Raw genomic sequence first — 12,136 nt, 5'->3', positions numbered from 1 at the left:
ACACTTAACGATAAGGCGCATCCATCAATATATTTCGAGCAATTTCTCGCTCCCAGCGATCTCCATTCAATAAAAGCTTTTCTTTATCATAATAAAGTTCTTCACGTGTTTCCGTCGCAAACTCAAAATTTGGACCTTCTACAATAGCCTCAACCGGACAGGCTTCTTGACAAAAACCACAATAAATACATTTAACCATGTCTATATCATAACGGACAGTTCTACGTGTACCATCATTGCGCCGTGGTCCAGCTTCAATTGTAATTGCTTGAGCAGGACAAATCGCTTCACATAATTTACAAGCAATACACCGTTCTTCACCATTTGGATAGCGACGCAATGCGTGCTCACCGCGAAAACGCTGAGATACAAAACCTTTTTCATAAGGATAATTAATCGTGGGCTTTGGTGAAAAAAATTGACGCATAGCTAAGAAAAAAGCACTCACAAATTCCAATAGAAGAAGTGATTTTGCCGCCTGAATGAAACCTGACATCGTAAAATCTCCTCTTAAACGAAATCCATAAACTTTAAAAAAGCAGCAGTTATCACAACCATTGCTAGTGAGAGAGGAAGAAAAACCTTCCAACCAAGCCGCATGAGCTGATCGTAGCGATAACGTGGAACAAATGCTTTAACCATAGCAAACCAAAAAAATACAAAACAGACTTTTAAAACAAACCAAATGATACCAGGAACCCAATTAAGCCACCAAACATCTAAGGGAGGAAGCCAACCGCCTAAAAATAAAATGGTTGTTAATGCGCACATTAAAACAATAGCAACATATTCACCAAGAAAGAAGAGCATGTAAGGTGTTGAAGAATATTCTACCATATGACCAGCCACAAGTTCAGATTCTGCTTCCACCAAATCGAATGGAGGACGGTTTGTCTCTGCAAGCGCAGAAATAAAAAATATAATAAACATTGGAAAAAGGACCAACCAATTCCAATCGAGAAAACTGTTAAAAGGAAGACCAAGAGTTGTACCAAAACCATGACTTTGTTTAAGAACAATTGTTGTAAGATCCAACGAACCACTCACTAAAATAACGGTCACAAGTACAAAACCAATGGAAACTTCATAAGAAACCATCTGCGCTGCCGAACGAAGAGCTCCTAAGAAAGGATATTTTGAATTTGATGCCCATCCCCCCATAATAACACCATAAACTTCAAGAGATGAAATGGCTAAAATATAAAGCAAGCCAACATTAATCTTCGCAACCTCCCAACCCTCATTGACAGGAATAACAGCCCAAGTTGATAAAGCAAGTGTCGCTGAAACAAAAGGAGCCAAAAGAAAAACACCCTTATTTGCACCTGCAGGGATAATAGGTTCTTTCACAACAAATTTAATTAAATCCGCAAAAGACTGTAGCAATCCCCATGGACCAACAACATTTGGTCCACGACGCAATTGTACCGCAGCCCAAATCTTTCTATCTGCGTAAAGAAGATAAGCAACTAAGATCAAAAGAACGACTAAAAGAAGCAGTGTTTTTCCAACGATAATAAGTAATGGCAACAGCCAAGTCATAAAGAAATCATACATCATTATTCCTTTTCTTTTGCCCTTACTCTATAGTTTGCATAACACGGTTTTTTGCAAGAGACGAACATTCAGCCATAACGGCAGAAGCACGTGCTATCGGATTTGTCAAATAAAAGTCTTTAACCATAGAAGTAAATGTTTGACTCTCGAGAGAAACCATTTTTGAACCAAGCGCCTTAAGATCACTTATATCAGAAGGTAGTATATCATCAACGGCACAAAGATGTGGATAATCATTAAACAAGCATTGTCTTAATTGAGAAAGAGAATCAAAAGGAAGCCTTTGTCCTAAAATATCTGATAAAGCCCGCAAAATAGCCCAATCTTCTTTTGCTTCCCCTGGAGCAAAACCAGCCCGATTTGTCATTTGAACACGCCCTTCTGTATTCACATAAAGCCCTGATTTTTCAGTATAAGCAGATGCAGGCAAAATAACATCAGCAGCATGCGCACCATTATCACCATGGCTCCCAATATAAACTGTAAAAGCTTTTGTATCGGCTAATTCTACTTCATCAGCACCAAGTAAAAATAAAACTTCACAGGTTTTAAGTATATTGGCAACCCCAAGTTTAGAAGTAAAGCCTATGTCCAGTCCTCCAACAGTCGAAGCAGCATTATGAAGAACCCCAAATCCATTCCATGTCTCACTAAGAGCACCAATATCATCCGCTAGTTTAGCAAGGTTTTTTAAAACAGATAAACCTTCATTTCCTGAAATTGCTCCCTCTCCAATAAGAATAAGGGGCCTCTTTGCTTCTTTTAAGACATTAAAAAAAACATTCTCTCCACGAATAAGTGTCGTTAATGTATCGCTATCAGATCCAAGATAAGAATAAGGATAACGTAAATCGACTTTTTCCCCAATTAATGCAATAGGAAAATTTCCCATCCGTTGACGCTTTAAAATACGCGCATTTAAAACAGCAGCTTCATGACGTGGATTAGATCCCACAATAAGCAGAGCATCAGCCTGTTCAATACCCGCAATTGTAGGATTAAAAATATAACTCGAACGCCCAAACTCAGGCGATAAAGCACCCCCTCTTTGACGACAATCAAAAAGCGTTGAACCCAACGAGCTCAGCAATGCTTTAAGGGCATACATTTCTTCAACAGAAGCAAGATCCCCCGCAATTGCTCCAATTTTTTCTGGCAAAATTTTAGAGATCACCATTTTAATTTTTGCAAAAGCTTCTGTCCAACTGACAGGTTGAAGCTTTCCATCTTTGCGTACATAGGGTCTATCAAGCCGCTGGGTCCGTAATCCATCCCAAATAAAACGCGTTTTATCAGAAATCCATTCCTCATTTACATCTTCATTCGTACGCGGCATAATCCGCATAACTTCACGACCGCGGCTATCAATACGGATAGCACTACCAAGCGCATCCATCACATCAATCGATTCTGTTTTGACCAATTCCCACGGACGGGCATGAAACGCATAAGGTTTTGAAGTTAAAGCTCCCACTGGACAAAGATCAATAACATTTCCCTGTAATTCAGATGTCATAGATTTTTCAAGATACGTCGTAATTTCAGCATCTTCACCACGACCGATCAAACCAAGCTCAGAAATACCTGCAACTTCCGTTGTAAAACGAACACACCGTGTACAATGAATACACCGTGTCATAACAGTTTTGACAAGTGGTCCAATATATTTATCTTCTACGGCACGTTTATTTTCTGTATAACGAGAACAATCTCGTCCATAAAGCATTGCTTGATCTTGAAGATCACACTCTCCCCCTTGATCACACACTGGACAATCCAAAGGATGATTAATGAGAAGAAATTCCATAACACCTTCACGTGCTTTTTTTACCATCGCCGTATTGGTAAAAATTTCAGGTGCTTCACCGTTAGGACCTAATCGTAAATCACGAACCCCCATAGCACAAGAAGCCTGAGGTTTTGGAGGACCGCCCTTAACCTCAACCAAACACATGCGACAATTTCCAGCAATTGACAAAGATTCATGAAAACAAAAACGTGGAACTTCTGCCCCAGCTGCCTCAGCAGCCTGAAGCAGCGTATAGTAATCAGGAACTTCAATCTCTTTGCCATCAACTTTGATATTTATCATCACCCATCCAACCTGCGGATAACCCACTTTAAATTTGCATTCGGTTGCTCTTAGAACAAAATCCTTTATTAAACCGCTTCTAAAGCAATATTTTTGCTTTGGACGACATTTCGCGTGTATTCATCAATTCTACGCTCGATTTCCGGACGAAAATTACGTATCAACCCCTGTACAGGCCATGCTGCAGCATCACCAAGCGCACAAATAGTGTGTCCTTCAACCTGTTTAGACACTTCAAACAAAAGATCAATCTCGCGTTTTTGCGCTCTTCCCTCAACCATACGCCCTAAAAGACGCATCATCCACCCCGTCCCCTCACGACACGGTGTACACTGACCACAACTCTCGTGCTTGAAAAAAGCAGCTATACGCCAAATTGCCTTGATAATATCGGTTGATTTATCCATAACAATCATTCCCCCTGTGCCAAAAGAAGACCCGACATCTCTCATCCCATCAAAATCCATGATCGCATCGATCATATCCTCACCACGAACGACTGGACAAGAAGCCCCCCCTGGAATAACTGCTAAAAGATTATTCCATCCACCACGAATCCCCCCCGTATGTTTTTCAATTAATTCACGGAATGAAATACCAAGAGCGTCTTCAAATGTACAAGGTGCATTAACATGCCCTGAAACCATAAATAATTTCGTTCCAACATTATTTGCTCGTCCGATTGATGAAAACCACGAAGCACCCCGCCGCAAAATCGTTGGAACAACGGCAATAGACTCTACATTATTTACTGTTGTTGGACAGCCATAAACCCCCATATTGGCAGGAAATGGTGGCTTAAGCCGAGGTTGTCCCTTTTTTCCTTCAAGACTTTCAAGAAGAGCCGTTTCTTCACCACAAATATAAGCACCAGCTCCATGATGAATAACAATATCACAAGCATGCCCATATTTCGTTTTTTTGCCAAGTAAACCCGCATCATAGCACTCATCAACGGCAGCTTGAAGCGCTTCACGTTCACGAATATATTCACCACGAATATAAATAAAAGCAACATTGGCTCCCATAGCAAAAGTAGCGATTGCACATCCTTCAATCAAAGTATGGGGGTCATGACGTAAAATATCACGGTCTTTACAAGTTCCAGGTTCAGATTCATCGGCATTGACAACCAAATAATGAGGACGCCCATCATTCTGCTTTGGCATAAAGGACCACTTCATTCCAGTAGGAAAACCAGCACCACCACGACCGCGTAAACCCGATGCCTTCACTTCGTCAATGATCCAATCACGACCTTTGTCAATCATCTCTTTCAGACCATTCCAATGCCCACGCAACATCGCAGCCTTTAATGATTTGTCTTTTAAGCCATAAATATTGGTGAAGATACGATCTTTATCAGCTAGCATACCCCACCTTTTTTTCTATTACCCATAGCATTTTCCGCTTTTCCTCAAATGCAAATTTTAAATATCTTTTCAAGACTTCTTACTTTTCGTTAAATGTTGCCATCATGGGTAGAATAATGAAATATTTTTTCAAGAAAAATACTTAATTATGTTCCCATTCTTTCCTTATCCTTTTTTGGTGAAGACTTGAGAGATCTTTTTTTCTTTCTCATCATCAATAAGAGAAGTTAAACCACTAATCGGTTCCGAAGATTTACGACTATTTTGCGGACCAACCGCTATCTTAGAACCTTTACCTGCTTCAAATGCATCAATAATTTCTTCAAGCCGTTCAGCCGTAAGATCTTCATAAGTATCTTTAAAAATCATAACCATCGGAGCATTAACACAAGCACCAAGACACTCCACCTCTTCCCATGATAAGGTTCCATCCTGATTGGTCGCAAAAGGTTCATGATGAATTTTTTTCTGACAAACTTTAATCAATTCATCAGAACCACGTAACATACAAGGCGTTGTACCACAAACTTGAATATGCGCTTTTGTTCCAACAGGCTTAAGCTGAAACTGAGTATAAAAAGTAGCAACTTCCAGAACACGAATATAAGCCATGGAAAGAATCTGAGCAATATGCTCAATCGCAGCACGTGTCACCCAACCATCTTGTTCTTGAGCACGCATTAATAATGGAATTACAGCCGATTGCTCACGCCCGACAGGATATTTTTTTATAGTATTTTTTACCCATATCTGATTTTCTTTTGTAAAAGAAAACTCAGCAGGCTGATAAACATCATCTGCAAGACGGCGTACGGACATTAGCGATCAACCTCCCCAAAAACAATATCAATCGAACCCAAAATAGCTGTAGCATCCGCCAACATATGACCTCTGGTTAAAAAATCCATAGCTTGGAGATGAGCAAACCCAGGAGCACGCAACTTGACACGATAAGGCTTATTGGTTCCATCAGAAACAAGATAAACACCAAACTCACCCTTCGGAGCTTCCACAGCAACATATACTTCTCCAGGAGGTGTATGAAAACCTTCCGTATAGAGTTTAAAGTGATGAATCAGTGCTTCCATCGAGCTTTTCATTTCGCTCCGTTTCGGTGGTACAATTTTGCGATCCAAGCTCGAAACTGGTCCATTTTTTTCAGTACTCAGTAAACGTTCCACACATTGGCGCATAATTTTCGCTGATTGACGCATTTCTTCCATACGAATAAGATAGCGATCATAACAATCGCTATTTTTACCTATAGGAATATCGAATTCCATTTCATCGTAACATTCATAAGGCTGACTTTTACGCAAATCCCATGGAACACCAGCGCCACGAATCATAACCCCAGAAAAACCGCGTGCCCAAGCTTCATCAATACTTACAACGCCAATATCCACATTACGCTGCTTAAAAATCCGATTTGGGGTCACAAGCGCATCAAGTTTTCCGAGAGAAACAAGAAATGGATCAATAAAATCACCAATATCTTCAACTAAAGATTCTGGTAAATCTTGATGCACGCCACCGGGACGAAAATAATTTGCATGAAGACGAGCACCGCAGGCACGCTCATAAAAAATCATCAACCTTTCACGTTGCTCAAACCCCCAAAGCGGTGGTGTTAAAGCGCCAACATCCATTGCCTGTGTCGTTACATTAAGCAAATGATTAAGAATACGCCCAATTTCAGAAAACAAAACACGTATTAATTGCCCTCTTTTAGGAACTTTAATATCTAATAACTTTTCAATAGCAAGAACAAAAGCATGTTCCTGATTCATAGGAGCAACATAATCCAAACGATCTAGATAAGGACCAGCTTGGAGATAAGTCTTTGTTTCCATTAATTTTTCAGTACCGCGGTGCAACAACCCAATATGTGGATCTACACGCTCAACAACTTCACCGTCCAGCTCCAGAACCATGCGCAAAACCCCATGCGCGGCAGGATGCTGCGGACCAAAATTGATATTAAAGTTTCGAACATTGACCTCAGCCACAATCAACCCCTTGCTTTTTAAAAAACTTCATATCAAATATCAAAAAATCTATCACGCTAAAAAATATTTAATTACTTAAGAAATACAATACTCTAATATAACGCCTCATCAAAACCAATATTATTTTTTTTCATCTGCTTTCCCATCACATGGCAAAGTATACTGCCCTCCTTCCCAAGGAGAAAGAAAATCAAAATTACGCATCTCTTGGCGCAAAACAACAGGCTCATAAATCACCCTCTTTGCTTCATTATCATAACGGCATTCAACAAATCCTGTCACAGGAAAGTCTTTGCGTAAAGGATATCCTTCAAACCCATAATCTGTTAAAATCCGTCTCAAATCCGGATGTCCTGAAAATAAAATCCCATACATATCATACGTTTCACGTTCATACCACTCTGCGCCCGGATAAACCGTACAAGCTGAAGCAACAGGAGTATTTTCATCTGTACGAACTTTTACACGTAAGCGTAAATTCTCACGAGGAGATAACAATTGGTAAGAAACATCAAAGCGCTTATCGCGAGAAGGATAATCCACACCACTAATGTCTGTAAGATTAACAAATTGACAGCGAGAATCATCACGAACAAACATTAAGACATCGATAATTGCATCAAGACGTGCCACAATGGTCAATTCACCAAAAGCAAGAACTGTCTCTTCAAGCTTATTTTTTAATTTGTTTTCCAAATAAGCAGCAAGCTCAACCAATGTTTCATCCACCATGACAAGAAAACTCTCTATCGCTCTATGGATCCGGTACGACGGATTTTTTTCTGTAGCAACAATATGCCGTATAATAATGCCTCTGCTGTAGGTGGACACCCTGGGACATATATATCAACAGGCACGATACGATCACATCCCCGCACTACTGAATAGGAATAATGATAATATCCCCCACCGTTTGCACATGATCCCATAGAAATCACATAACGTGGCTCTGGCATCTGATCGTACACTTTTCTTAAAGCAGGCGCCATCTTATTTGTGAGCGTACCAGCAACTACCATTACATCTGACTGACGGGGTGAAGCTCGTGGTGCATATCCAAAACGCTCATTATCATAATGAGGCATTGAGCATTGCATCATTTCGATAGCACAACAAGCCAAACCAAAACTCATCCACATTAAAGAACCGGTACGTGCCCAAGTAATCAAAGCATCTGCCGAGGTAACTAAAAAACCCTTATCTGATAATTCAGCATTGATATCACGAAAAAACTTATCATCAGATCCTATCAACTCTCCAGTATTGGGATCAATGATTCCCTTTGGTTTTGGAGCTGTAATCGTTGAATTATTAGATCTTAATTCCATTCAAGAGCTCCTTTTTTCCATTCATATATGAATCCAATAGTCAAAATCGCTAAAAACACAATCATCGACCAAAAGCCAAACATACCTATTGATTCGAATGAAACAGCCCAAGGAAAAAGAAAAGCAACTTCAAGATCAAAAATAATAAATAAAATTGATACCAAATAAAAACGAATATCAAACTTCATGCGCGCATCACTAAATGAATTAAACCCACATTCATAAGCCGATAATTTTTCAGGATCGGGGGAACGATATGCTACAATGTAAGGTGTAATCAACAAAACTCCAGCAATAACCGCTGACACAATAATGAAAATCAAGACTGGTAAATAAGAGCTCAATAAATAAGCCATAACCCTCTTCCATCGTAACGAAATGCCTGAGTTTAACACAATGATTCAATATTGCGAGACCAAACAGACAAATTTAACAATTGCTCTATTAACTCTATTTATACTGCTTCAAAGACATACAGAGCGATACTTTTCTTATCGGCATAGGTAACGCAGAGCAAAGAAAGACGCAAGCCCTATTCTTATAAACCATATAAAAAGAAAGAAAAAACATATTTATTCCCCAATCAAATACTCCACCACATCACTCATAGCATATGGATATTTTAAAAAGGAAATTTCATAAGGAATTACGAAATGGCGCGAGTGACGGGGCTCGAACCCGCGACCTCCGGCGTGACAGGCCAGCACTCTAACCAACTGAGCTACACCCGCGCATTTTTTTTCGAACCAATTTAATTTGGTACAAGCGGTCGTGTAAGGGGTTCATGCGTTTATGTCAAGAAGGATTATGCATTTTTAAAAAAAATTATCAAATACCATCTTTATTCTTGCGTTTAGAAAAATTTTTCCTTAAAGAGTCTCCATTCAATTGCTGATCATTGCATTGGGCGATTAGCTCAGCTGGTAGAGCGCCTCGTTTACACCGAGGATGTCGGGAGTTCGAGTCTCTCATCGCCCACCATATAGCTTTATATTCCTATTAAGTTGTTGATATTTCATATGTTTTTTACAGTGAGGGATGCGTAAATAAAAGTGAGGGTATAGGATTTTCTAACATTTCTTTATAAAGCACGCTTCGCACAATGTTTCTAATGTTTCTTTGAAGTCTGCTAACGCTTCTTGATGTGAGCCATCTAAAAGTCTCATAAATGCAACAACAGTTTCACGTTGCAACGGAGTAGAAGGCTTTATTATGATGCTTTTGCGACAAGCATCCGATTCTCTTCTCAAAATTTCTGCTACCTCTTGATCTAAGGCATAGAGTTCAACTATCTTTTCCTCCAGTCCTACAGAAACAGATTTTTTGCTAATCTATACAAAAGATAAAAATGCTACAGATATGTCTAATTTCTTAGCTATATCTAAGAGACGTTCTGAGCGATCAATGCGAAGTTTCCGTAAAATTTTACCAAAGGATGTAAGCATCTAGAAAGTCCTGTTAGAGAAGAAATATTTCTTCTGATTCTAATAAAATTTTTCAAATTTTGGTTAGTCATTATTTTTAGTGTGTGGAGATCTTGTCCAATACCTCTATATAAAAACCATTATCAAGCATATACAATATCTATTACGATAAGAAGTTATTAATTTTCATCAGGAACAGTGCGTTTAATATCATCATAAAATTTAAATATTACAAAGAGATATATAAATAAAACATATTGGTTTACCCATGCTTGTCAATCTTAATGCTATAATCCGCGATCTTTCTTCAGAAACGAATATCGTTATAGTTCTTAAGGAATCTATCGTTAACTCTATACAAGCTCATGCAACACAAATTGATATTTTATTCCAACTTCATGGCAATGTAGATTTGTGGGGGAATCAACCAGTTTTTTCTATAAGCGTTTTTGACAATGGAGATGGATTTACAAAAGAGAATATCAAATCTTTCTCTACCTATAAAAGTAATTATAAAATTCGAGAAGGATGTAAAGGGGTTGGACGTATTACTTACTTGAAAATATTCGAGGAAGTTAAAATTGTTAGTTTTAGCAAAGATGAGCATAATGCTCAAATTTCACTAAATTTCACTCCACAGTTTACACAAGATTCTTTTAAAAAAGAAAATGGCCAAAAAGATAAATGGTGGAATACACATTTATATTTTGAAAGACCTTATAAACAAAATGTGTTAGATATAAACCTAGTTCATAATGAAATTTATTATCATCTTCTTCCTTTACTTTTTTTAAAGAAAGATGAAAATATCCGAATTAACTTTTATGTACATAATGTAAAAAATTTAGAAGACGTAGAAAGCTTAAAGAAAAAAACAATCAATACGCAAGATTTACCTTACTTAGAAAATAAAACTCTAAAAATTGGTCCTTTAAATATTCCCTTTACCCTTTCTTATTATTTTGAAGAGAATAAAAATTCTAATACTAAAATAGAGGCTTACTATTGTGCTAATAATCGTACTGTTATGCCTTTTTCAAAGTTTATGAATATCAATCCAATAAATAATGTGATGATGATATTTTTATTAGAATCGTCTGTTTTGGATGAGTATGTTAACGACGAACGGAATAATTTTGAGATTAATAAAAAAGATCCTGACTTAGAAACCCGACTGACTTGGGAGAATATTAATCAAAAACTAGAGATAATTTTAGATGAAATAATTAATATCCGATTTCCAGAAATTAAAGAAAAAAAGAGTACTCTTCTCAAAAAAATTGCTGAAGAATATCCTTATTTAGTAGACTTTCTAGACACAAAAGATGTCATTGGGGGCGTCTTCAAAGAAGATTCATTTATTGAAAACGCGGAAAAAAAATATTCAAAAAGAAAACTAGCATTCAGAAAAACTCTTCATGAAGGCAAAGGAAAGCCAAAAGAAAATTTACAAAAAGCACAAAAATTTGCTAGTTTAGAATTAACACAATACATTCAGTTCCGAGATGATATTTTGAATCAATTCTCTAAATTATTAACACCAAAAACTTTAGAAAAAGACATTCATAATTTATTTATTCACCAAGGAAAAACAGCTGATAAACTTTCTCCTTTGCCATTAAAAGAAAATAATTTATGGATAATTGATGATAAATTTATGAGTTATAACTATTTACAAAGTGAGAAAACAATACAAGAATTTCTTTCAAACGTTGATTCGTTATCTATTAATTCTGGAAGAAAAAAAACAGAATTATGTAGCCGACCTGATATAGCTATCTATTTCGACTCTGAAGAAAAAAAACGTGTTGTCTTAATAGAATTAAAAAAACCCACGGCAGATTACAAAAATTCAGGCGTTGCACAATTAAGTAATTATGCCAGAGTCCTTAAAACATATGGTGTTAATGAGATATATTTATATTTAATAGCTGAAATAGATGATGATTTTGCATATACATTGCTTGATACAAATCATTTCATAGAAGTTTTTTCTCAAGAAGGAAAATGTTATCAGGGAAGTCTTTCTATGGGTAATGCATTTGTACAAGTTATATCTCCAAATGCTGTTATTGGGAATGCAAAAGCAAGAAATAGAACTTTTATGGATATTATTAAAAAGGATTTGTTACATCATCGATCAAAGCAAGCCAGTCAAGTATTCTGTTCTTCAATTCTTTGAAAACCACTGTTTTAAATGTGAGAAGCTATTCTCTATGGCGTCCACGCAACGGGAAAAATCTATTACAAACATAAAGACAATAAAGGCTATCAATTTCATGATGCGTGACATCATCTTTAAGCCTTGATAGGTCTCTATCATCTCGTGAAGGAGCTGTTGTTCTTTTTCTGT

Annotated in this window: 10 protein-coding genes, 2 tRNA genes and 2 pseudogenes; 2 read left to right on the top strand and 12 right to left on the bottom strand. The window is 37.5% G+C overall.

Annotated elements, in window-relative coordinates:
* Positions 1-4: 4 nt before the first annotated feature.
* From nuoI to ACFIJJ_RS04345, 10 genes and pseudogenes are all read right to left on the bottom strand, one after another.
* The gene (nuoI, locus tag ACFIJJ_RS04390) at positions 5-496 is read right to left on the bottom strand and encodes an NADH-quinone oxidoreductase subunit NuoI (RefSeq protein ID WP_273723184.1); all 492 of its coding nucleotides are present in this window, start codon (positions 494-496) and stop codon (positions 5-7) included.
* 14 nt (positions 497-510) lie between these two features.
* Entirely contained in the window at positions 511-1,557 is a 1,047-nt protein-coding gene (nuoH, locus tag ACFIJJ_RS04385) for an NADH-quinone oxidoreductase subunit NuoH (protein WP_375623295.1), read from the bottom strand.
* A gap of 22 nt (positions 1,558-1,579) precedes the next feature.
* Positions 1,580-3,649: an NADH-quinone oxidoreductase subunit NuoG gene (gene nuoG / locus ACFIJJ_RS04380; protein ID WP_375646058.1), complete on the bottom strand. Its 2,070-nt coding sequence runs from the start codon at positions 3,647-3,649 to the stop codon at positions 1,580-1,582.
* A 68-nt stretch (positions 3,650-3,717) separates the two neighbouring features.
* On the bottom strand, positions 3,718-5,022 hold the full coding sequence (gene nuoF / locus ACFIJJ_RS04375) for an NADH-quinone oxidoreductase subunit NuoF (RefSeq protein WP_375623280.1): 1,305 nt from the start codon (positions 5,020-5,022) through the stop codon (positions 3,718-3,720).
* A gap of 146 nt (positions 5,023-5,168) precedes the next feature.
* A pseudogene (nuoE, locus tag ACFIJJ_RS04370) lies at positions 5,169-5,841 on the bottom strand (NADH-quinone oxidoreductase subunit NuoE).
* On the bottom strand, positions 5,841-7,031 hold the full coding sequence (locus tag ACFIJJ_RS04365) for an NADH-quinone oxidoreductase subunit D (RefSeq protein ID WP_375646055.1): 1,191 nt from the start codon (positions 7,029-7,031) through the stop codon (positions 5,841-5,843). Before ACFIJJ_RS04365 ends, nuoE begins: the two are co-directional and overlap by 1 nt.
* A gap of 120 nt (positions 7,032-7,151) precedes the next feature.
* On the bottom strand, positions 7,152-7,763 hold the full coding sequence (locus tag ACFIJJ_RS04360; protein WP_375646052.1) for an NADH-quinone oxidoreductase subunit C: 612 nt from the start codon (positions 7,761-7,763) through the stop codon (positions 7,152-7,154).
* Between the two features lie 14 nt (positions 7,764-7,777).
* Positions 7,778-8,359, bottom strand: a complete 582-nt coding sequence (locus ACFIJJ_RS04355) for an NADH-quinone oxidoreductase subunit B family protein (protein ID WP_039758600.1) — start codon at positions 8,357-8,359, stop codon at positions 7,778-7,780.
* Entirely contained in the window at positions 8,350-8,715 is a 366-nt protein-coding gene (locus ACFIJJ_RS04350) for an NADH-quinone oxidoreductase subunit A (RefSeq protein ID WP_005773599.1), read from the bottom strand. The genes ACFIJJ_RS04355 and ACFIJJ_RS04350 overlap by 10 nt, the downstream gene beginning before the upstream one ends.
* A gap of 298 nt (positions 8,716-9,013) precedes the next feature.
* A tRNA-Asp gene (locus ACFIJJ_RS04345) sits at positions 9,014-9,090 on the bottom strand.
* 174 nt (positions 9,091-9,264) lie between these two features.
* On the opposite strand from ACFIJJ_RS04345, the gene ACFIJJ_RS04340 reads away from it, so the two are divergent.
* Positions 9,265-9,340 (top strand) — tRNA-Val (locus ACFIJJ_RS04340).
* Between the two features lie 89 nt (positions 9,341-9,429).
* On the opposite strand, the pseudogene ACFIJJ_RS04335 reads toward ACFIJJ_RS04340, so the two are convergent.
* A pseudogene (locus ACFIJJ_RS04335) lies at positions 9,430-9,804 on the bottom strand (XRE family transcriptional regulator).
* 247 nt (positions 9,805-10,051) lie between these two features.
* Between ACFIJJ_RS04335 and ACFIJJ_RS04330 the strand changes: the two are divergent.
* Complete coding sequence (locus tag ACFIJJ_RS04330; RefSeq protein ID WP_375646050.1) at positions 10,052-11,965, top strand: ATP-binding protein; 1,914 nt, start codon at positions 10,052-10,054, stop codon at positions 11,963-11,965.
* On the opposite strand, the gene ACFIJJ_RS04325 is transcribed toward ACFIJJ_RS04330, so the two are convergent.
* On the bottom strand, positions 11,954-12,136 hold a 183-nt coding region (locus ACFIJJ_RS04325), incomplete at its 5' end, for a hypothetical protein (protein WP_375646048.1). The genes ACFIJJ_RS04330 and ACFIJJ_RS04325 overlap by 12 nt on opposite strands.

It is taken from the genome of Bartonella sp. TT29SHDZB (genome assembly GCF_042193395.1).
Lineage (GTDB): Bacteria > Pseudomonadota > Alphaproteobacteria > Rhizobiales > Rhizobiaceae > Bartonella.
Note: the sequence above shows the minus strand (reverse complement) of the source record. Positions and strands in the feature narration are given on the sequence as shown.

Excerpts from the sequence above, each read along its gene's own strand:
- ACFIJJ_RS04350 (WP_005773599.1), bottom strand. The coding sequence starts at position 8,715 with ATGGCTTATTTATTGAGCTCTTATTTACCAGTCTTGATTTTCATTATT.
- nuoG (WP_375646058.1), bottom strand. The coding sequence starts at position 3,649 with ATGATAAATATCAAAGTTGATGGCAAAGAGATTGAAGTTCCTGATTAC.
- nuoH (WP_375623295.1), bottom strand. The coding sequence starts at position 1,557 with ATGTATGATTTCTTTATGACTTGGCTGTTGCCATTACTTATTATCGTT.
- nuoI (WP_273723184.1), bottom strand. The coding sequence starts at position 496 with ATGTCAGGTTTCATTCAGGCGGCAAAATCACTTCTTCTATTGGAATTT.
- ACFIJJ_RS04360 (WP_375646052.1), bottom strand. The coding sequence starts at position 7,763 with ATGGTGGATGAAACATTGGTTGAGCTTGCTGCTTATTTGGAAAACAAA.
- ACFIJJ_RS04330 (WP_375646050.1), top strand. The coding sequence starts at position 10,052 with ATGCTTGTCAATCTTAATGCTATAATCCGCGATCTTTCTTCAGAAACG.
- ACFIJJ_RS04355 (WP_039758600.1), bottom strand. The coding sequence starts at position 8,359 with ATGGAATTAAGATCTAATAATTCAACGATTACAGCTCCAAAACCAAAG.
- nuoF (WP_375623280.1), bottom strand. The coding sequence starts at position 5,022 with ATGCTAGCTGATAAAGATCGTATCTTCACCAATATTTATGGCTTAAAA.